Genomic DNA, 20,188 nt, shown 5'->3' with positions numbered 1-20,188 from the left:
TTTAGCCGCACTAGCGGCTATTTTTATCTCTGAAATTCATGCTCTCGTTGTTAAAAGGCGTGTGATAAGTGCATTGATAGTTGATGTCGATAATGTCACTGACGATGAACAATTCGCCAGAGGTAAGGAAGCCACGGTTGGTGATGTTCATTGCCGCGACATTCTTCTTACAGCCCAGTAAATCGGCATCATCTTTGGATACGTTGATGGCTTGATAAGTCGTTAAGTAACTGTCGATCTCTAAGCCTTGAGCGAGTGCGTGTTTTTGAAGCGAACTCTCGATGATGTCTGTGTTCATTTCATGAAAGATACTGACAGGTATTTTTGTTTCTTCAATTTGAACGACTTTATTATTAATTAACCTAAGACGTTTGATCTTCCAAATATATTCATCGTCACGTAGAGAAAATATTTGTTGTTCGTGGTTGTTTGGTAACGCTTTATTTAATTGAATCTTTTTATAAGATATTTCTTCAAAGCTGTTTTCAGTAATCGAGTTATAAACTAGAGGGGTTCCAACCAAAGATGTATTAACAAAGTACCCTGAGCCCACCTTAGATGTCACCATGCCAATCGCTTCTAGTTTGGCTAGCGCTTTTCGAATAGTAAATCGAGATAAGCCATATATTTCAGAGAGTTCCCTTTCTGCAGGAAGCTTATGATTGATACTGTTTTGACAGATCTTGCTAACAATATCTTGGACAACTAATTCATATTTTTTCATTCTAAAAACTTAAAAAAGCACTTATGGTGATTAAATTATAGTTAACTAGATCAGATACTCAGCGCATTCCGAACCAGCCGTTAATTCTAACATAGAAGGCCGATTAGATGATGGGATATAGGGTGTTTTGGAGGGCGAATTTGAGTATTACTTCTGGGTGTGTGACTTCATTCTCTTTCTTCGATATATAGCGGCTGAATGAGGATGTTGTCTACAAGATGTTAAATAAAAAAGCACGCCCAATAGGACGTGCTTCGAATGCTTGAGCTTTGTTAGTTGCGAGCTACATGGCTAAGTTTTCATTTCTTAACTTGGTTAGTTCTTTTAGGCGTTTTGCATACTCTTTTTGGAACTTGTCGGGGTCTGCACCTTCAGAAACTTGAGCGTAAACTCTCATCTTGTTACCGCCGTAGATCTTCGCAAGATCATCATTGCTGTAGCCACGTTTCCACAGTTCATCGGTGATGGCTGCAAGGATCTTCGCTAATTCACCATTGCCCGTCGCGCCTTTGTTGAACGCCTCGATCATGTAACCACCATCGTCGTACATTTTCGCGTTCTTGGTTGCGAAATCAACCACCATGTCAGTTGAGAACATGTCATCGGTGGCGATACCTACGTGGTCAACGCCGACCAATTTTACGTAGTAGTCGATCATATCGGCAGCTTGAACTGGAGAGATATCTTCAGGCCAAACGCCGTCCATCATCCATTCAGTGAAAGTTGGGGCAACGTAGCCTCCTGATTTAGCTGCGCGTATTGCTTCATCATCAGGAATGGCACGGTAACAGCCTTTTGGTGTCGCATTCGCTTCGTTTTTGTATAAACCGGCAGGCACAGAGTGGGTGTATACAAATGGCACATCAGGGTAGTTTTCTTCCATATAACCCATGGCATCATTAGCCGTTTTTGAGCCTGTGTGGCTGAGATCTAGAATCACCTGATACTCGACCATCGAATCGATAACAGACTCTCCCCAAGATGTTAAGCCGATGTCTCTGCCATTATATGCAGCAAGTTGGCCCGAACCTGTTCTGAAAATGTCGTTATAAGACAAGATCATGCTTTTGAGACCCATATCTTTAAGGATCGCCATCTTGGTGACATCTTCTTCCAAAATTGTCGCAGTTTGGCTATTCCATAGAACGGCAGTCTTTCTTTCTGTATGGGCTTTTTCAATATCGTGATTAGAGTGGGCAACGATGAACTTATCAGGTTGTTTTGCCATCACAGAACGATGCTTGTGATGGTGGAACAAGAAGTCATCAAAGTTGTGGTCGGCAGCAGTAATGGTGTATTCATGCCCTGTAATACCCGCGTCACGTGCACCTTGGAAGTAATCCAATAATTGTTGGTCGTCACTCCAGCCCGCTCCATATGGGCTCGCGAGCATACCAATGACGATCGTGTCTTGAACGAATGTTTTGGCTTTGTCTGATGCTGGCCAAGTTTTGCTTTCAACACTGGCGTTAGCAACACCAAAACTCATTGCTATACTCGCTGCTACTAACGTGATCTTTTTAAACATGAAAACCTCTCAATTATTGGTTTAAGTCCATTTATTCAATATCTATATTTAATAGTAGACCCTGACGGTATCTCGGGATTATTTAAAATTGATAACCCTGTCATACTTTGCAATCAAAGCTGCTCTTGTTGGCTATGTGGTTCACTTTATTAGTGAAAACTGTAAGTGAACCTTGTTAACTTGAGATAATTGTAGCTAAGCTCTGAAATGAAAATGTGCATTTTGCGTCACTAGTTAAGATGGAAAAGGATAGAGTGATGGGGCTTGATATTCCTCTGATTGATAAGCGTGTGGTGAACCACTTTCAACAGTGTTTGCAAGAAGATAACTCGCTTGCTCTCGGCCGTTCATTGGTTGTAGATCTGGCGTTAGAAGTGAAACTTCCATTCAGTATGGATACGTCATCGGCTAGCTATGTTCCGTATAACGTTTTTTCCCTCTTCTTACACCATATCAGGGTTAACCTAGGCCCGAATGACTTCATTGTTGTGCTGTTAGAGAGTGCAACCCGAGCAGCTAAAGAACTTCGATTTCCTGCTCTTTCGATGCAAGATTTCCTTGATTCTTTCCCCATTGAAAAGCTATCTGTGGAACAAAGTGGGGCAAAGTTTTCTGTCTCGTTTAAGACGTCAATGCAGTCAGTTAGTCACGTTGAATCTGAGTTGTTTCTTATCGCTTATACTCACGCTTATTTGAAGGCGCAATATGCTGAGCTCGGTAACCCAATTCGATATGATTTAGTGACAACGAAGTCGCAGGCATTAAGCGAGTTAAAAATCCAAACTGAGACACCTCAATACCTTGGGCAAGAGAATACGCGTATTCAATACGATCGGTTAGAAGTGGAACATTTGCTGGAAACCAAAGTGAAACCCATGGCCGATGCTCGCAAAGTCACTGAGGCTTTGTCGCCATATATTGGTCGAGTCGATATCGACTTAGATACATTTTGCGATTTAATCGGGATTGGAAAGCGTACTATTCAAAGAGCGTTGAATAAAGAAAATACGACCTTCAAAGCGATAAAAGAGACGCTCGCGTTTGATTTCGCTAAGCGGGTTATTTCACAGCAAACCTATACTATTTCTGATGTCGCACTTCACTTAGGTTATGCCGATTCATCGCAGTTTATAAGAGCATTTAAGCGAGTAAATGGGATTACACCTTATCAATGGAAGAAAGGCCATGTTGAGTGATAAACATGGCCTTTCTTAGATTTAGATTGTTGTAGAACTAGTCACTCTATTGCTCAGTATTCAAGTGTCGAATCAACTTGGCTGGCGTACCACCGTATAAGCAGTCTGGTGGTACATCGCTGTTGACCACAGAGTTAGCTGCGATGACTGAACGAGCCCCAATCGTCACGCCTTGGTTGATCACTGAGTTACCGCCAATCCACACATCATCTTCGATTGTTATTGGTAAACAGAAGGTTTCCCATTTACGGCGGCTACGATAATCAAGGGAGTGTGATGGCGTATAGAATTGGGCACTTGGTCCAATTAAAACATTGTTACCGATCTTGATATTCGCACCATCCAGCATCACCACGTTCATGTTGATGAAGGTGTCGTCACCAATTTCAATGGTTTTACCAAACTCACAATGAAAAGGGGGCTGGATTAAGCTGCTACTACCAACCTTACCGAATAGCTGCTCTTGCAATGTGTGTTGTTGATCTGGGGTTTGGTGGTTGTTGAAAGCCATTAGCGCCTTTTTTGCATTGGAACGCATGGTATCAATTTCTTGGTCTGCACCATCATACACTTGCCCAGATAGCATCTTTTCCAGTTCAGTTTTATCGCTTGTATTACTCATGCTTGCCCACTTTCCGAGAGTCTCGGTCTAAATGACGAATACTGCAAGATTAGCGATTTTTGGACATAAAAAAAGAGAAAAGCCTCAGCCTTTCTCTTCCTATTTTGTGCTTTAAGCACTAATGCTAAGTGAGCCCAGCTATTCAGCAAAAGGCGCGCTTTGCCAAATTAGATTTGCTCAACGAAACCCATTAGGTGTTGTTTCACTTCGTCTGAAGCAAAAGCGCTGTCGACTGAGTACTTGTAGATTTCTACGTAGTCTTCTTTTGTTAGGCCGAATGTTTCACACACACGCTTCACTTCGTTGGTCATGGTTGTGTTCGACACAGTACGGTTGTCTGTGTTGATCGTAACAACGATGCCGTCTTTCTTGAATTCAGCAATTGGGTGGTCGCTGAATTTGTGAATACATTTAGTTTGCACGTTACTTGTTGGGCAAGTTTCAAGCGCAACTTGCTTCTCTTTAACGATGTTGTATGCGTCCTCGTTGCCTTGGATGTGAACACCGTGGCCGATACGCTCAGCGTCTAGCAAAGTAACTGCATCGTAAACGTTTTGACCATGCCATTGCTCACCAGCGTGCACGGTAATGCGGTAGCCTTTTTCAAGCGCGTACTGTGTGTACTCAGGGAATTCAGCGCAGAAGCCTGGCTTTTCACCGCCTGCGATATCAAATGCTACAACACCTTTACCTAGGTAGGGTTGACCTGCATCGATCACGTCTTTGATAGAGTCTTTAGGGAACATACGAAGCACAGACATGATGTAGTTGCCTTTGATGTCGTATTTCTCTTCAGCACGCTTCATGCCTTTAACTGCGCTTGCAATGATCGTATCAAGAGACAGACCTTTATTTACGTGCAGGATTGGTGCAAAGCGAACTTCTAGGTACTTAACGTTTTCTAGTGCAGCGTCTTCGTAAAGCTCGAAAGAGATACGTTCAATCGCTTCTTCAGTCTGCATTACTTGTAATGGCAGGCTGAAACAAGCCAGGTACTCATCTAAGTTTTTACAATCTTCTGGCACCGTTAGAGATTGAACAACCGCATCGCGATCTTCAGGTAGTTCGATATTGTATTGTTTTGCTAGGTCAATAATCGTATCTGGACGAACACTTCCGTCTAGGTGGCAGTGCAGATCAATCTTAGGGAGTGCTAGAAAATTCATGAGTATTCCTTAGGTCTATTATTTTTTTGAGTTATTAACTCATAGGTTACATGGGCTTAAATTAACAAGTTTGTGATATGATTTAAAGTGACATAAAGTCATCATTAATCTGAATCTAAGGAATATCATGGTAGATGTTAAGAGCTTACTCAAATGTGATATGAATTTACTGCTGTGTTTACACGTGTTGCTTGAAGAGCGTAGCGTGAGCAAAACGGCAGAGCGATTGTTCCTTAGTCAGTCAGCGGTGAGTAAGCAACTCACTAAGCTGCGCTCTCTGTTTGATGACCCTTTGTTTGAACGTGAGTCAAAAGGTCTGTTTCCAACTCCGAAAGCCACCTCTTTAGCGCCTAAGATCCATCAGATCCTTCTGCAAGTTGAACAGCTAACCGTGCCAGACATTTTTGAGCCGAAAGACAGTGAACGTACTTTTAATATCGATCTTGTCGAAACCGCATATACCGCTATTTACCCTAAATTCATGCCTAACGCGTTGGCAGATGCACCTAACATTACGGTAAACAGCACTACTTGGAGTAGCGAAACCTTTAAACGTTTACTTAAGCGTGAGGTTGATTTTGGGATAGGAATTTTTGAGCTCGATGAAAGGGCGAGTACCCATATTCAAAATATCCCTGCTGAGCTGAACTATGTTGAGTTGCTGCAAGATTACTCTGTGTGTTTGATACGAAATGATCATCCAGTGCTTCAAGAAGAGTGGAATCTGCAAGCCTTCCTAAAATATCGTCATATTCAGTTAGTGACCGGTGGTGTTGGTGACTGGCTACTACTTGAAATTTTGCAGGCCAAACAGCTCCAAATCAATAAAGCCGCCAATGTGTCGGACATCACCAGCGCAGTAAAACTGTGTAAACAAAGCGATTTGCTGATGTGTTATCCGTACAACTCGGTTCGTGACTATATTGAGAGTGGTGAGTTGGTGATGAAGCCGATTCCTATTGAGTTAGTTCCCGGTGGCTTGTTTCTGCTTTGGCACCGTTACTTTGACTCTGAACCAAGTCACAAATGGCTTCGAGACCTGATAGTCAATAAGACCCAAGATACCCAGATGTGAATCATTAACTAGAACACTCAAAGAAATGAAATATTTTTCGTTTTTATTCGTCTTTCTAGAATGGGCATCGTCTTAGTAGAGTGCTTAATCTGAGTTAATAGTGAGAAACCAAAATGAATCCAATGCTAACGTCATTGATTCCGCAACAAATTATTGAAGACGCGTGTGAGTGGGCAATCATGCACGGTGTCGCTTTTCGTCAGTCTGACAATACCGCGAGGCATTGTCCTTTCAGTATTGCGCCAATGACAATGGAGCGCGAGGTTTATGATCACTTGCGCCGAGTCACTCCGCTTATCACTAAGTTGATCAGTAACGTGTCGGAAGATCATGATTTTTTACAGTCATCATTGAGCGACATGGCTAAAGCCGATCCGTTTTTTGGTCGCTTAATGGAATTGCATCAACAAGCCCATGGCAGTGTGGATGAGCGCTTGAATCCAGCTCGTCAGCCACTGTTGTTGATGCGTACTGATTTTATGGACGATCGCCAACACGGTGCAAAAGTGATTGAGTTTAATGGTATTGCTGCAGGGATGGCGCCGTTTGGTCAACGTGCAACAGAATTTCACTCATTCATGCAAAACCAATGGCCAAACGTTTATAACCATTGGTTGGAAGAACCGTCAGCAACACCGGCTGAAAACCAAGGCTTAACGCAGTTGGCTTATGGTATCGCTAGTGCTGCAAAGCAAGTTAAAGCGGACTTCAATGAACAAGGCAAACCGATTTTCTTGATGGTGGTGCAGAAGAGTGAAGACAATGTGTATGACCAACACTTACTCGAAGTGGAACTGCAAAAGCAGGGTATTCGCACGGTTCGCCGTACCTTCGATCAATTGAGCTCTCAGCTTTCAACGGGCGATAACCAACGTCTGCTTTTGCAAGATGTTGGCGCAGTCGATGTTGTGTACCTAAGAGCGGGTTATCAGTATTCAGACTACTGGGCGCCTGAGCTTAATGAATCCGTTTGTTGCCACACGCTAAGTCAGACGCGTTTGTTCATCGAACAACACCATGTCGCTGTGAATGCTACCTTCAGCCAACAGCTAGCAACCAGTAAAACCATGCAGATGCTCCTAACCATGATGTCTGTATCAGAATACGCTCGTTGGGGCTTAACGCTAGAAGAAGCCGAATTGGTGAAAAGTGTTTTAGCAGATATGAAACCAATCACCAGCGAGTCGATTGAATGGTTTAACACACAAGCTGATAAGCAAGAATGGGTGCTGAAAAACCAAGGTGAGGGCGGCGGCCATTGTGTGTTCGGTGACGATATCAGCGAGCAACTTAGTCGACTTAAGCCAGAAGAGTACGACGCGTGGGCACTCATGCAGCGCTTGTACCCACATGAGCGAGAGGTGCCAACTATTGCAGTGCGTGATACTCAACAAACACTCGTAACAGATTTAGTCAGCGAAGTCGGTCTATTTACCGCTTACTACCAAGGTGAACCAGTAACAGAGCTAGGCGGCTACGCAGGCTATTTGATTCGCAGCAAACCCGCTGGCGAAAATGAAGGTGGAATCCACAGTGGTAAAGGTATTCTCGATTCGCTGGTGTTGATTGATTAGTGCTTAATCTTGATGACAGACAGAAGGCCAACGTTTATACGTTGGCCTTTTTTATGATTCTTTGCAGATTAGCGCCAAGTTGGATAAGCGACTCAGCTCGTTGCGTTACGCTGGAACCTTAAAACAAGAATCTTGATTGCTGTATTTTGGTACGAAGCACAGTTTGTCTGCCGACATCTTTAAGCCGTTTTGCATCTGGATATGTGTTACCGCCCAGATCACGCAGCCGTGAGGCAAATTGAATAGCGAGCGAGTTTGCGTGAACAACACGCCGTCATCATAGGCCGGTGTAATGTTCGTCGCTTTACCTTGCCACGCTTTATGAGTGGTTTGCACATCAATATTTGGAACAATCAATGAGAGCATTTCTGGCTCAACGTCCTTTACGACTTTCAAGCAGATACGACACCCATCGTAGTATTGTTCTATCCAGATCTTATGTGGAATAGCGTGATCATCCCAACTCAGTTGTAAGATATGTTCCATGACTTTGTCCTTGGTATCTAAGAAGGAAAGGCAGTGCTCAACACTGCCTGAATTAGCTCAAATATTATTCGTAACTTAAACCATGTCCGAACGGGTAAAGGGTGTCGGCTTGATTATACCCAGGGTAGTCTGAGTCTTGGTTTTGAATGGCTTGGGCACTGTTTGCTAAAGCAAATGGCAGCTTTCCTTGAGGAGCAAAGTTGCCTGAAAGCACTTCCATTAGGTTGCTGTCCGAGACGCCAAATGTCGCTATCACGGCCCCTGCTTGCTTAAGATTACTTTGATCGTCCAATACGAATGGTTGTCTAAAGTTGATGGACAATACCGTTTTGTCAGCGCCCACTTCGTTCATAACGGCGTTGATGTCGCTTAGGCTTGGTTCAATATGCCAAGACGCAGCAGTCGCCATTTGGCTGAAGGCGAGAATGTCGAGCTCATCTGGGTTAGCACCACCAAAGATAAGGTCAGGATCTGAACCTTCGTTAGATACGCGAACACGAATAACCGCATAGTCCGTATCGGCTGGAACTGGTGGACGTGTTTCTCCCGCTTCGTAATCACCAGAAGTCACGGCAAAGTTGTACTTGTCGCCTCCTGCAATGTTTTCGTCCATTCCCATGACATACAGAGCAACAGGAGCTTGTGCGGTTGATTCAGCTAAAGGTAAAGTCTTATTGGTATTTTGAAGTAAGACGACAGACTTTTTCTGAGCGTAATCAGCGCGTTCTTGGTACTTCTCATTACCTAAGATTTCTTGAGCTTTTTTCTCATCAACGTAGGTATTTTCGAAAAGGCCAAGCTTGAATTGTTCTTCAAGTAAGCGCGTTACGGATAGGTCGACACGCTCTTCGGTGAGCAGATCCTTTTCGACCAGTTTCACGATGACTTCTTTATCATGGAAACCTGAAAGCACATCAACGCCAGCTTCGACCGCCATTGCAACCTGTTCATCAATCGTTTTGTGTTCCACACCCCATGCTCGATCGCCAATAATGCCGGTATCTGAGTTCACGTTACCTGTGTAGCCTAATTCGTCTCTGAGCAAATCGGTGACAATGCCTTTTGAAAAGGACATACCAACATCATTTGGCATCCACTTTTGATCTACAGGGATGCCGTAGTAAGGCATGATTGAAGAAGCGCCAGCCTCAATTGCGGCAATAAACGGTTTTAGGTGATAATCAAAATTGTTCTTTGGATAGACTTGGTTCTTACCGAAGTCATAGTGTGGATCACCGCCGTTTTCTTGTGGACCGCCGCCAGGGAAGTGTTTGATGGTTAGCGCGATACTGTCTTCGTTGACCTCACCGCCATCCTGCAACCCTTTGATCAGTGAACGCATAATGTCAGACGCTAAATCTGCATCTTCGGTAAAGGTTTCGTGTACTCGATACCAGCGAGGTTCTGTCGCCAAATCCATCATGTATCCGTACATACTGCGCAGGCCAATTGAAGACCACTCGTCATTCATGATACCAGCAAATTCAGTGATCAAATCCATGTCGCGAGTGGCTGCTAAACCTGCCTCTTTAGGCCAAGCAGAAAAGGCACCAGAAGAAACGTTGATCCCTGCTTTAGCTTATGGATCAATATGGTTACGAGCATTGGACTTGAATAGGGCGGGGATACCCATTCGAGTTTGTTCACGCAGTTCTTGAACACTATTCATGAACTGGGTAGCTTCTGTTGGGGTTATCTGACAACCTGAACGTCCTGCATCGCAATCCGGTACATTAATTGGGGTTTCAACTACGCTGTTACGAAAGATAAAGCGAGTCATTTGGGCATCAGCAACCATGTCTTGCCCTTTACTGCTAACAAGCCCACCTTCGGATGAGTTTAAGGTGTCAATGAGCATCATGCCGGCTTTCTCGTCTAGCGTCATTCGGCTAACCAAGTCTGCTGCTCGCTCTTCAGGAGATAATCGCCAGTCTTCAAAGGGTTCCAGTGTTCCATTGCCGTTAGAATCTCGGAATTGGTAACCCTCAACGTTCAATACATCATGAACACGAGAGTTAACTTGGGGTTGTTGGAGGCTATTGTCGCTATCAGATGAGTTGCATCCTGCAAGAAGCAACGCGATTGCTATAGGTGTCAGGGTAAGACGCTTCATGGTCACGGTCCTATTGTTGGTATAATAATAAGTACATGACCAATTTTAATATTTAACGGAATATTGATTAACCAAAATAAATCAAACTAAAGATTTGGATTACCATATAAATTTAATTGGTGATTTAATTCAATTTAGTATTAGAAATATATTGACGACGTTTAAATAACGTATACTTAATTAGATTTGCTTTTTTATATATAATTAATTTTCATTTAATTAATGGTGTATTACTTCCATATTTTAAATCTAGAATAAAAAATGTATTGCCTATTTTATAGTTAACAATCTGCGTTGATGTAAACGGTAGATTGTGACTAAATTGGTGACAATAAAGGTGACTTCGACAAAAGATCCGCCAATAGAACCAATCCAAATGTTATGGCTAGCCCAGCAGAAGGAATTGAACAAGATCAAGGACCTCAGGGCGATGCCGTGTTTTGAAAAGAGTGCCCATGTTGCAACGGATGAACCAAAAACCGTAATAAACTCAAAGAAATGGTTCATGTTCGGCAAAGTCATGCACCACATTAACCCGATAAAGAACCACATCACTTTGCGTGATTGAGTTTTTATCGATACGTAGCTTCGAATAGCATTAATAATTACACCTATAGCGGCTACTATTGCACCCATTAATATGAAATGAATACTCATGACAAAACAAAATATCACCATTTGATAGCGAAATCGCATATCATCCTTTTGCCAAAATGCCATCACACCAATAAAAAAAGCCAGTCCGCCGACTCCTTGTGCTATCCAGTTGTCCATATTTACCCTTGACTTTTAGAGGCTATATAATACGATTTAATATTAATTTTTAATGAATAATTCTTAACCATAAAATAACCCTCCAAAAGGAGGGCTAGATATAATACGAAGTTGCTATTGCATTAGGTTTAATTGACTAACTTAACGGCTTCACGAGTTAAATGAGCCAGTTCTTCCCAATTGCCCTCTTCAATCAGCTTCTTATCCACCATCCAAGTACCGCCACATGCGAGTACTCGAGGTATCGCTAGGTAGTCTTTAATGTTGTTTGGGTTAATGCCACCTGTCGGCATGATCTCAATATCCGTGTAAGGCGCGAGAAGTGACTTAACCATGTTGATGCCACCTGATGCTTCAGCAGGGAAAAACTTCAATGTGGTTAAGCCCATTTCTAGAGCGGCTTCTACTGTACTTGGGTTGTTGACCCCAGGAATGATGTCAATACCAATTTCCTGACAAGCTCGGACAGTATTTGGATTAAAGCCAGGAGAGACCACAAACGTTGCGCCCGCTTCTTTAGCCGCGATCGCTTGCTCACGATTGAGTACAGTGCCTGCGCCGATCAACATATCTGGTTGTGATTCACGAAGTAGACGAATAGCTTCGACAGCAGCCTCAGAACGGAACGTAATTTCTGCTGCAGGTAAACCATTTTCAGCTAACACTTTACCCAGAGGGATGATGTCTTCAGCGTTGTCGATAGCGATCACAGGGATAACTTTCAGTGTTTTTAGTTGTTGTTTGATGTTCATTGGTATTCCTTAAATGGCTGTGATGGCCGCTTGAGTATGTTCTTTTGCAATAATGGCACCGCGATGCTGGATAACGACGCCTGCCATGGTATTGCCACGCTGGCATGACGTTGTTAAGTCTTCACCAGCAAGGTAAGCAGATAAAAATCCGCCATTGAATGAGTCTCCTGCCGAGGTCGTATCAACGACATGTTCAACAGGTTGGGTAGGCACCGCCCGTGGAGCCGAAGCGGTACCAGAATCTTGCTCTCTGTTAGCTTGACTTGTGTCACCTGGACTTGTGGCATCTTGAATGAGACAGCCATCTGCACCCAGTTTGACGATGCATCGCTTAACACCCAGCGCTGTTAGACGTTCGATAGTTTGTTCTGGTGAAGTATCTCCCCAAATCAACTGTTCGTCATCGAATGTCACTAACGCTAAATCCGTCAATGTATACATGGCTTGGTAGCTATTTTTGACGGTTTGGTTTTCGTCCTGTGGCCAAAGCGCAGGGCGGAAGTTACTGTCGAAGGCGATCTCAACGCCTTGCGTCTTCAATTCAACCAAGATGTTCAATAACTGGATACGATCTTGCTCGGGTAGAATCGCTAATGTTATGCCACTGAGAAAGACCATATCGACGTTGCGCAAAGCTTGTTTTATCTGGCTAAAATCTGGATGTTGCAACAGGTACCGTGCTGCTGACTGATTACGCCAGTATAAGAAGGTACGCTCGCCTGCGTCATCAAGCTGAATCAGGTATAGACCTGGGGTACGTTGACTGTCTTGTAGAACTAGGTCCGTCGACACCCCCTCTTGTTGCCAGCGTTCTAGCATCCCCTTGCTAATCGGGTCTGCACCTAAAGCCGTGACGTAGGACACTTTGATGTCATCTTGATTGAGGTTGGCTTCACAGCCGCGGCTTAAATAGACCGCAGCATTGAGAGTGTCTCCGCCAAACGTTTGATGCATTGAGCCGAACGGTTTGCCGTTAAGCTCGATCATGCACTCACCAATGATGGCGATATGTTTCATGGGTTACGCCCTCTCTTCGAAGTAGCGTTTTGCGTTACCAAAGCAGATGTCTTCGACCATAGGGCCAAGCAGCGACATGTCGTTTGGCACCTCACCGTTTTCAGCCCAGCGACCAAGCATGTTACACAGAATTCGTCGGAAGTATTCATGACGTGTGTACGATAAGAAGCTGCGAGAGTCAGTCAGCATTCCAACAAACTGACTAAGTAGACCAAGCTGAGATAACTGCTCCATTTGACGTTGCATGCCGTCTTTTTGGTCGTTGAACCACCAACCAGAACCAAACTGAACTTTGCCCGCGATACCTCCACCTTGGAAGTTACCAATCATGGTGGCAATCATCTCATTGTCTCTTGGGTTCAAGCAGTAGAGGATGGTGCGAGGCAACTCATTACTTTGATCCATTTCGTCCAACAGATGAGCCAGTTCGAATGCAAACGTCTTATCGCTAATTGAATCAAACCCTGCATCTGCGCCTAACAGTTCGAACATACGCGTGTTGTTATTGCGTTGAGCACCAATGTGAAGCTGCATTACCCAACCCATAGCTGCGTAGCGCTTGCCCAACCACACTTGAACGGCTGTTGAGAACTGTGCACATTCTAAATCGGTGAGCGTTTCGCCATTGAGGCGTCGAGTTAACAGAGCATCTAAATCGGATTCTGATGGAATCGGCGCATAGCGAACCACTTCAATACCGTGGTCAGCTGCACGGCAACCATGGTCGTTGAAATGTGCTAAGCGGCTGTCCAAAGCATTCAATAGGTGATGGAAGCGAGTGATCTCAATGTCAGTAACCATGCTTAACTTTTGCAAGTAATCAGCAAAGCCGTCGAGTTCAATTTTGAACGCTTTATCTGGGCGCCAACTTGGCAGAACCTTCACATCAAATGTGTTGTCTTCTGCGATCGCTTTATGGTGTTCAAGCGAATCAATAGGGTCATCAGTCGTACCAGCCATAACAACGTTCATTTGTTGCATGATGCCGCGAGCACTAAATTCCGGTGTCGCTAATAGTTCATTACATTCATGCCAAATTCGGTCAGCTGTGTCTGGGCCAAAGAGAGTGCCAGTAATACCAAATGGGCGACGGAGTTCTAAGTGTGTCCAGTGGTAAAGTGGGTTGCCCAAGGCTTGAGGGACGGTTTTAGCCAAGGCCATGAACTTATCATAATCGCTAGCGCCTCCGGTGATCAGGCGCTCGTCAATACCTGCTGAACGCATACCACGCCATTTGTAGTGGTCACCCTCAAGCCAAATCTTAGACATGTTTTCGAACTGACGATCTTGAGCAACTTCTGCCGGGTTTAGGTGGCAGTGATAGTCATAAATCGGCTGGTGGCTTGCGTGTTCGTGGTACAAGCGGCGCGCTGTCTCATTCGACAGTAAAAAGTCTTCACATAAGAAACTCTTCATTGTTTGTTCTCCTTATAACGCAGCCACGGTAGCAACGGCACCGTGTTCAATTAATGATTGGTACGCTGAACTTACTGCATCAATGACCTGTGGATTTTGACCTAGCTCGGCAGGGAAAATTGCTTCAACCGCAAGCAACGCCGGAACCACAGATACATTGAGTCCATGCTCGTCACAGATCTGGCGAAGTGTGTCTGCCATTGGATCGCGGACATCGATCTCATTGCCTTGCTCATCAACACCCGATACATAACGCATCCAGCCAGCAATGGCGGTTGCAAGCCACGAGAAATCTGATCCTTGCTCTAAATGGAATCGCAAGCTGCCACCCATACGCTGAGGGATCTTCTGACTACCATCCATCGCAATCTGCCATGTCTTATGTTTCAAACTTGGGTTGGTGAAGCGGTTGATCAGCAAGGTTGCGTAACCTTCCAAATCAGTCCCTTCAGGCATCGTTAGTGAAGGTGCTTGGGATTTCATCATCATGTCAAAAGCGGCTTTGCGGTAGCCTGCATCTGTCATGGTGTCGGAAATATGGTCGTAACCACCAAGGTATCCAAGGTAAGCAAGGAAAGAGTGACTGCCATTGAGCATACGCAGTTTCATCTCTTCGTAAGGCACCACATCTTCTACGAACTCTGCGCCAGCAACATTCCAGTCTGGGCGGCCTGCCACAAAGTTATCTTCAATCACCCATTGGCGGAATGGTTCACAGGCGATGCCACATGGATCTTCACAACCAAGCAGTTCTGCAATTTCTGTCAGTGTCTCTTCGGTTGCTGCGGGTACGATGCGGTCAACCATGGTGCATGGGAAGGTGATATTAGTTTCAATCCAATCACGTAATTCTGGGTCAAGCAGTTGAGCGAACTCAATGATCGCTGCTTTTGCCACATGACCGTTCTCTTGCACGTTGTCGCAAGACATGACCGTGAATGGTGTTAAGCCACGTTCGCGGCGAATTTTTAGGGCTTGGACAATGTAACCTAATGCTGATTTAGGCTGAGTTGGACTAGCTAGGTCAGCGATGACTAATGGGTTGTTTTTGTCGAGTTTGCCTGTCGCTGGGTCAGCGCAGTAGCCTTTCTCTGTGATCGTCATCGACACGATCGCCACTTGAGGCTCAGCCATTTTTTCTAAAACAGCTTCGATACCGTCTAGGTTTGGATGCAGTGATTCAGTCACTGAGCCGATTACTTTAACGTCTGTGGATTCAGCGCCTTTTTCAGCAACGGTGTAAAGGTGGTCTTGCGCGCGAAGTGATTCAATCAAATCTTCGCCGCCGAATAGGTTAATTTCGCAAATACCCCAATCAGTGTTGGTTTTGCTTAGCATTTCATTGGTGAATAGCGCTTGGTGCGCTCGGTGAAATGCACCGAAACCAAGGTGCACAATACGGCTTTGGAGTGCTGAACGGTCGTAGTCAGGTCGTAATACAGTGTTTGGCAGCGTAGAGTTAGCAACAGTCTTCATTATTCAGTTCCTTTTCCCGCCAGCGAACCAGCGGGATTTTATTATTTGATAAAGCGTTTGAGTGTTTAGTAGTCTTAGAATGTATCTGTGACCAAATTACGAACCATAGCCCAGTACTAATTCAGGTAGGAACAAGCTCAGCTCAGGGATAAAAGTAACGGCCATTAGGGCTGCAATCAGTGCAGCATAGAATGGCAGCAAAGGTTTGATGACTTTGTCGATGGCAATGTTGGCAACCGAACAACCGATGAATAGAGCGCTACCTACTGGCGGCGTACAGATACCGATAGCAAGGTTGAAGGTCATCATGATGCCGAAGTGCACAGGGTCGATGCCTAGGTCTAGCGCGATTGGTAGGAAGATTGGTGTGAAGATCAGTACCGCTGGTGTCATATCCATGAAGATACCCACAATCAGCAGAATCACGTTGATAATCAATAGGATCATTAGCGGGTTATCAGAAACCGCCAGTAATGCATCAGCAATCATGTAAGGCACATCGGCGTTCGCCATTGCCCAAGACATCCCCATTGATGCGCCAACAAGTAATAGAACGATAGAAGTTGTTACTGCAGACTCAAGGATGATCTTTGGAATATCACGCCATTTTACTTCACGGTAGATAAGCACGGCTAAAACAAACGTGTATACCACGGCAATCGCAGAAGCTTCAGTTGCAGTAAAGATACCGCCAATGATGCCACCCATGATGATGCCGATCAGTGCCAGAGAAGGCGCTGCTTTTAGGAAGGTATCCCAAACCATTGATAGTGAAGGACGAGCTGCAACAGGGTAACCACGACGTTTTGCAATAATACCCGCCACAATCATGATACTTAGCCCCATGATGAGACCTGGGATGTAACCTGCTAAGAACAATGCCGCGATTGAAGTACCACCAGAAACCAAAGAGAAAACGATCAGCGTGTTACTTGGTGGAATCAATAGACCAGTAGGACACGAAGTAATGTTAACCGCCGCAGAGAAGTTTTCGTCGTAGCCGTCTTTCTTTTGCAGAGGAGACATGGTGCCACCAACTGCAGCTGCCGATGCTACCGCCGATCCTGAGATAGAGCCAAACATCATGTTTGCCATCACGTTTACGTGTGCCAATGAACCCGGCAGACGACCACCCAACACTTTCGCGAAGTTAATCAAACGCAGCGCAATGCCGCCTTGGTTCATGATGTTGCCCGCCAAAATGAAGAACGGGATTGCCAGTAATGCAAAGTTATCAAGGCCAGCGGCCATGCGTTGAGCAACCACCGCGATAGCCGGCTCAAGCGGTAAGCTCATTAAGATGGTTGCTAGTGACGATAAACCAATCGCAAAAGAGACCGGTACACCGATTGTAAGCAGTACAGCGAAACTACCGAATAAGGTCAGTATTACTTGCCATTCCATTGTGAAATCCTTCTATCAATCAAGTTGTGAGTCGGTGATCAAATCGTCACCTGACATTAATTGTTTAACGCGTTCGTAAGTAAACACGACGGAGTAAAAAATCATTAAAGCGCCACTGATAGGCAAGCAGAAGTAGATGTAGCCCATTTCTAAACCTAGAGCGGGAGTCAGTTGTCCCATCGCAAGCGTTTTAGCAGCAAGTTGGCTTCCACCGTGCACCAGAACGATATAAGAGAAAGAAGCGATGGCTATTTGGATAACGATTTCGTTGATTAATTTACGTTTGCCAGTCAGCTTCATTGTAAGCAGGTCGATGGCAAGATGGCGTTTCAGACCCGTTGTATAGGCGGCACCAATTAAGGCTACCCACATAAAGAGATAACGCGCGAGCTCGTCGGTAACAGTACTTGGTTTGCCAATAACATAGCGGGATAAAACCTGCCATATCACACATAGCACTAAGAAAGACGATAGAGACACTGTAAAGGCGGCCAACCCTCTATTTATGTAACTGACCAATTTATTCATGTTTATTTCCTTTCAACAAAATTGCGTATCTCATAACAATTGGTTTACCAATGTAAGAAATTGTTTCTATGTAGGGATGGTATGTTCAAAAATCTGGCTGAATCATAAGCTATTCATTTTTTGGTTGGCGTGAGCAACTTCACAAATGATTTTGGTTGACCAATTTATGGGTTTTTATTGTGATATTGGTCAATCAATTTTAATTTCAGCTTTGACGGTTCCTTTTTTGAGCCCCAATATGAGCCCATAACAAAAAACACCCTACATTTTGGATAACCAATCCACGGAGAATAAGAATGATGATGACGCGTAAAACTTTGATTAGTGCGGTTGTCGGTGCTGCTTTCACTTTTGGAGCAACAGCTTCTGCTTATGCAGCGACAACATTGAAACTGAGCCATAACCACCCTCGTGACCATGCAGTACATGAAGCGATGACGTTTATGGCGAAAGAAGTACGTGAATTGACTGATGGTGAGGTGCGTATTCGTATTTACCCTGACGCTCAATTGGGTACACAGCGTGAATCTATGGAGTTGATGCAGAACGGCGCTTTAGATATGGTGAAAAGTAATGCTGCTGAGCTAGAAGCTTTTTCTCCTGCTTATTCATCATTCAACATGCCTTACTTATTCCGCGATCAAGCGCACTACTACAGTGTGATTGATGGTGAAGTAGGCCGTGACATTCTTAACTCTTCTCGTGATAGCGGCTTTATTGGTGTGACTTACTACGACGCTGGTGCGCGTAGCTTCTATACCAATAAGCCAATTAACACGCCAGAAGATCTGAAAGGTTTGAAAGTTCGTGTTCAACCAAGCCCATCAGCAATTGCTATGGTGAAAGCGTTAGGCGGTAACCCAACGCCACTAGCTTACGGTGAGTTGTACACAGCACTGCAGCAAGGTGTAGTGGATGCGGCTGAAAATAACATTCCTTCTTTCAGCTTGAGCCGTCACAGTGAAGTGTCTAAATACTTCAGCTTAGATGAGCACACGATGGTTCCGGATGTGTTGGTTATCTCAACCAGAGCATACGATAAACTGACTACAGAACAACAAGATGCGCTAATGAAAGCGGCAAGTGATTCATCTGAATTGATGAAAAAATTGTGGGCTGAATCGGAAGCAAAAGAGCGTGCTAAAGCCGAGGAAATGGGCGTTACTTTTGTGGAACCAGACAAGGCTGCGTTCGCACTCGCGGTTCAACCTATGTATGACGCGCTAGATAAAACGGATCCAGAATTGAGCGCATTGATTGATCGTATTCAGTCTGTTGAATAACGAGCAAATATAGAAAAAATAGTAATACAAAAACAAGGTGTTACTGCATTTTAAGATATAGAGGTTGACCAATTATATTTGGTCATTATGATGGCGAGAGAAATACAATGGAAAGAAGTGACAATATCATCATGATGCCTTTCGAGCCGAAAAGACCTTATCAGGAGATAGGGTTAGTACTAAGAAGAGAACTGATTGAAGGCCTGTATAAGGTTGGAGATCGATTACCTCCAGAACGCGATATTGCTGATCGTCTAGATGTAAGCCGCACAGTGGTGCGTGAAGCGATCATCATGCTGGAGCTTGAAAACTTAGTTGAGGTGAAAAAAGGGTCGGGTGTTTATGTCCTGAACATTCCAACTCATTCTCGCGAGAATGTGGTCAGCGATGACGCTGGTCCATTCGAGATGCTGCAGGCCCGCCAATTACTGGAAAGTAATATCGCGGAGTTTGCGGCAACTCAGGTCACTCCGGGCGACATCATTAAGATGCGCTCTGCACTCGAACTCGAGCGCGAAGAGCTTGCAAGCGGCACCACCGATTGCAGCGGAGATGAAAGATTTCACATGTGTATTGCAGAGGCCACTCAAAACTCTGTTCTGGTAGATATGTTGAAACAATCCTGGGATCGACGCGAAAAGAGTCCAATGTGGAATAAACTCCACTCTCACATCAGTGGTCAAGATTACCGTGAAGAATGGTTAGATGATCATGCTCGTATCCTCGCAGCCTTACAGCGCAAAGACCCTGTCGCTGCTAAGAACGCAATGTGGCAACACCTTGAGAATGTTAAACAGCGTTTGTTAGCGCTGTCAGACATTGATGACCCAAACTTTGATGGTTACTTATTTAGTTCCAACCCAGTGGTGCTGCTTAGCTCAGAAAGCTAGTTCTGAAGCTAATGTGGAATTCAGTGACAAGGTTCCTCTTGAAAGCTGGCTCAATCACTAGGTTGTAGATAGGTAATCGTCTTTAGACCGGCGTAGACCGGTACTATCTCGGGCAGTAATTGTCATTGCTGCCATTAAGAAGTCGTTATTGCATTTAGCTTGAT

Annotated in this window: 17 protein-coding genes and 1 pseudogene; 5 read left to right on the top strand and 13 right to left on the bottom strand. The window is 44.5% G+C overall.

Annotated features, from left to right (window positions below):
- Positions 1–10: 10 nt before the first annotated feature.
- Together AC3CHU_RS18110 and AC3CHU_RS18105 are read right to left on the bottom strand one after the other, a co-directional pair.
- On the bottom strand, positions 11–724 hold the full coding sequence (locus tag AC3CHU_RS18110) for a GntR family transcriptional regulator (RefSeq protein WP_065206599.1): 714 nt from the start codon (positions 722–724) through the stop codon (positions 11–13).
- A 283-nt stretch (positions 725–1,007) separates the two neighbouring features.
- Complete coding sequence (locus tag AC3CHU_RS18105) at positions 1,008–2,252, bottom strand: membrane dipeptidase (RefSeq protein WP_341634258.1); 1,245 nt, start codon at positions 2,250–2,252, stop codon at positions 1,008–1,010.
- 239 nt (positions 2,253–2,491) lie between these two features.
- Between AC3CHU_RS18105 and AC3CHU_RS18100 the strand changes: the two genes are divergently transcribed.
- A complete protein-coding gene (locus AC3CHU_RS18100; protein WP_488526124.1) occupies positions 2,492–3,448 on the top strand; it encodes a helix-turn-helix domain-containing protein in 957 nt (318 codons plus the stop codon).
- A 46-nt stretch (positions 3,449–3,494) separates the two neighbouring features.
- Here AC3CHU_RS18100 and AC3CHU_RS18095 read toward each other — a convergent pair whose 3' ends face one another.
- Both AC3CHU_RS18095 and add read right to left on the bottom strand, forming a co-directional pair.
- Complete coding sequence (locus AC3CHU_RS18095) at positions 3,495–4,070, bottom strand: sugar O-acetyltransferase (protein WP_488519576.1); 576 nt, start codon at positions 4,068–4,070, stop codon at positions 3,495–3,497.
- 167 nt (positions 4,071–4,237) lie between these two features.
- On the bottom strand, positions 4,238–5,236 hold the full coding sequence (gene add / locus AC3CHU_RS18090) for an adenosine deaminase (protein ID WP_488526123.1): 999 nt from the start codon (positions 5,234–5,236) through the stop codon (positions 4,238–4,240).
- Positions 5,237–5,363: 127 nt separating this feature from the next.
- On the opposite strand from add, the gene AC3CHU_RS18085 reads away from it, so the two are divergent.
- Both AC3CHU_RS18085 and AC3CHU_RS18080 read left to right on the top strand, forming a co-directional pair.
- Positions 5,364–6,311, top strand: a complete 948-nt coding sequence (locus tag AC3CHU_RS18085) for a LysR family transcriptional regulator (protein WP_488526122.1) — start codon at positions 5,364–5,366, stop codon at positions 6,309–6,311.
- A 122-nt stretch (positions 6,312–6,433) separates the two neighbouring features.
- The gene (locus AC3CHU_RS18080) at positions 6,434–7,885 is read left to right on the top strand and encodes a glutathione synthase (RefSeq protein ID WP_488526349.1); all 1,452 of its coding nucleotides are present in this window, start codon (positions 6,434–6,436) and stop codon (positions 7,883–7,885) included.
- Between the two features lie 105 nt (positions 7,886–7,990).
- On the opposite strand, the gene AC3CHU_RS18075 is transcribed toward AC3CHU_RS18080, so the two are convergent.
- The 9 genes and pseudogenes from AC3CHU_RS18075 to AC3CHU_RS18035 form a co-directional block, all read right to left on the bottom strand.
- The gene (locus AC3CHU_RS18075; protein WP_054545967.1) at positions 7,991–8,371 is read right to left on the bottom strand and encodes a hypothetical protein; all 381 of its coding nucleotides are present in this window, start codon (positions 8,369–8,371) and stop codon (positions 7,991–7,993) included.
- Between the two features lie 64 nt (positions 8,372–8,435).
- Positions 8,436–10,484 (bottom strand): annotated as a pseudogene (locus AC3CHU_RS18070) (glycoside hydrolase family 3 protein).
- A gap of 270 nt (positions 10,485–10,754) precedes the next feature.
- Entirely contained in the window at positions 10,755–11,258 is a 504-nt protein-coding gene (locus tag AC3CHU_RS18065; RefSeq protein ID WP_488526121.1) for a YgjV family protein, read from the bottom strand.
- A gap of 128 nt (positions 11,259–11,386) precedes the next feature.
- A complete protein-coding gene (locus AC3CHU_RS18060) occupies positions 11,387–12,010 on the bottom strand; it encodes a bifunctional 4-hydroxy-2-oxoglutarate aldolase/2-dehydro-3-deoxy-phosphogluconate aldolase (RefSeq protein ID WP_054545964.1) in 624 nt (207 codons plus the stop codon).
- 9 nt (positions 12,011–12,019) lie between these two features.
- On the bottom strand, positions 12,020–13,027 hold the full coding sequence (locus AC3CHU_RS18055; protein ID WP_488526120.1) for a sugar kinase: 1,008 nt from the start codon (positions 13,025–13,027) through the stop codon (positions 12,020–12,022).
- Positions 13,028–13,030: 3 nt separating this feature from the next.
- Positions 13,031–14,443, bottom strand: coding sequence for a glucuronate isomerase (gene uxaC / locus AC3CHU_RS18050; RefSeq protein ID WP_488526119.1), 1,413 nt, complete (start codon positions 14,441–14,443; stop codon positions 13,031–13,033).
- A 12-nt stretch (positions 14,444–14,455) separates the two neighbouring features.
- Entirely contained in the window at positions 14,456–15,919 is a 1,464-nt protein-coding gene (locus tag AC3CHU_RS18045) for a fructuronate reductase (protein WP_488526118.1), read from the bottom strand.
- A 96-nt stretch (positions 15,920–16,015) separates the two neighbouring features.
- Positions 16,016–17,323 (bottom strand): TRAP transporter large permease, encoded by a 1,308-nt coding sequence (locus tag AC3CHU_RS18040; RefSeq protein WP_054542885.1) that lies wholly within the window; start codon positions 17,321–17,323, stop codon positions 16,016–16,018.
- Positions 17,324–17,338: 15 nt separating this feature from the next.
- Positions 17,339–17,851: a TRAP transporter small permease gene (locus AC3CHU_RS18035; RefSeq protein WP_048609952.1), complete on the bottom strand. Its 513-nt coding sequence runs from the start codon at positions 17,849–17,851 to the stop codon at positions 17,339–17,341.
- A gap of 299 nt (positions 17,852–18,150) precedes the next feature.
- Here AC3CHU_RS18035 and AC3CHU_RS18030 point away from each other — a divergent pair, with 299 nt between their 5' ends.
- Positions 18,151–19,134, top strand: coding sequence for a TRAP transporter substrate-binding protein (locus AC3CHU_RS18030; RefSeq protein ID WP_488526348.1), 984 nt, complete (start codon positions 18,151–18,153; stop codon positions 19,132–19,134).
- 107 nt (positions 19,135–19,241) lie between these two features.
- Positions 19,242–20,024 carry an FCD domain-containing protein gene (locus AC3CHU_RS18025; protein ID WP_054545960.1) on the top strand — a complete coding sequence of 261 codons (783 nt, stop codon included), beginning with the start codon at positions 19,242–19,244 and terminating at the stop codon, positions 20,022–20,024.
- Positions 20,025–20,188 lie beyond the last annotated feature (164 nt).

This window comes from Vibrio sp. QJM3NY_39, from assembly GCF_057785895.1.
The sequence above is the reverse complement of the archived record's forward strand: the minus strand, read 5'-3'. Positions and strand labels throughout refer to the sequence as shown.

What these genes read in the sequence shown, in the direction of transcription:
- AC3CHU_RS18105 (WP_341634258.1), bottom strand. Translation starts at nt 2,252, where the DNA reads ATGTTTAAAAAGATCACGTTAGTAGCAGCGAGTATAGCAATGAGTTTT.
- AC3CHU_RS18035 (WP_048609952.1), bottom strand. Translation starts at nt 17,851, where the DNA reads ATGAATAAATTGGTCAGTTACATAAATAGAGGGTTGGCCGCCTTTACA.
- AC3CHU_RS18045 (WP_488526118.1), bottom strand. Translation starts at nt 15,919, where the DNA reads ATGAAGACTGTTGCTAACTCTACGCTGCCAAACACTGTATTACGACCT.
- AC3CHU_RS18110 (WP_065206599.1), bottom strand. Translation starts at nt 724, where the DNA reads ATGAAAAAATATGAATTAGTTGTCCAAGATATTGTTAGCAAGATCTGT.
- AC3CHU_RS18095 (WP_488519576.1), bottom strand. Translation starts at nt 4,070, where the DNA reads ATGAGTAATACAAGCGATAAAACTGAACTGGAAAAGATGCTATCTGGG.
- AC3CHU_RS18055 (WP_488526120.1), bottom strand. Translation starts at nt 13,027, where the DNA reads ATGAAACATATCGCCATCATTGGTGAGTGCATGATCGAGCTTAACGGC.
- AC3CHU_RS18040 (WP_054542885.1), bottom strand. Translation starts at nt 17,323, where the DNA reads ATGGAATGGCAAGTAATACTGACCTTATTCGGTAGTTTCGCTGTACTG.
- AC3CHU_RS18085 (WP_488526122.1), top strand. Translation starts at nt 5,364, where the DNA reads ATGGTAGATGTTAAGAGCTTACTCAAATGTGATATGAATTTACTGCTG.
- AC3CHU_RS18080 (WP_488526349.1), top strand. Translation starts at nt 6,434, where the DNA reads ATGCTAACGTCATTGATTCCGCAACAAATTATTGAAGACGCGTGTGAG.
- AC3CHU_RS18065 (WP_488526121.1), bottom strand. Translation starts at nt 11,258, where the DNA reads ATGGACAACTGGATAGCACAAGGAGTCGGCGGACTGGCTTTTTTTATT.
- AC3CHU_RS18060 (WP_054545964.1), bottom strand. Translation starts at nt 12,010, where the DNA reads ATGAACATCAAACAACAACTAAAAACACTGAAAGTTATCCCTGTGATC.
- AC3CHU_RS18075 (WP_054545967.1), bottom strand. Translation starts at nt 8,371, where the DNA reads ATGGAACATATCTTACAACTGAGTTGGGATGATCACGCTATTCCACAT.
- add (WP_488526123.1), bottom strand. Translation starts at nt 5,236, where the DNA reads ATGAATTTTCTAGCACTCCCTAAGATTGATCTGCACTGCCACCTAGAC.
- uxaC (WP_488526119.1), bottom strand. Translation starts at nt 14,443, where the DNA reads ATGAAGAGTTTCTTATGTGAAGACTTTTTACTGTCGAATGAGACAGCG.
- AC3CHU_RS18100 (WP_488526124.1), top strand. Translation starts at nt 2,492, where the DNA reads ATGGAAAAGGATAGAGTGATGGGGCTTGATATTCCTCTGATTGATAAG.
- AC3CHU_RS18025 (WP_054545960.1), top strand. Translation starts at nt 19,242, where the DNA reads ATGGAAAGAAGTGACAATATCATCATGATGCCTTTCGAGCCGAAAAGA.
- AC3CHU_RS18030 (WP_488526348.1), top strand. Translation starts at nt 18,151, where the DNA reads ATGATGACGCGTAAAACTTTGATTAGTGCGGTTGTCGGTGCTGCTTTC.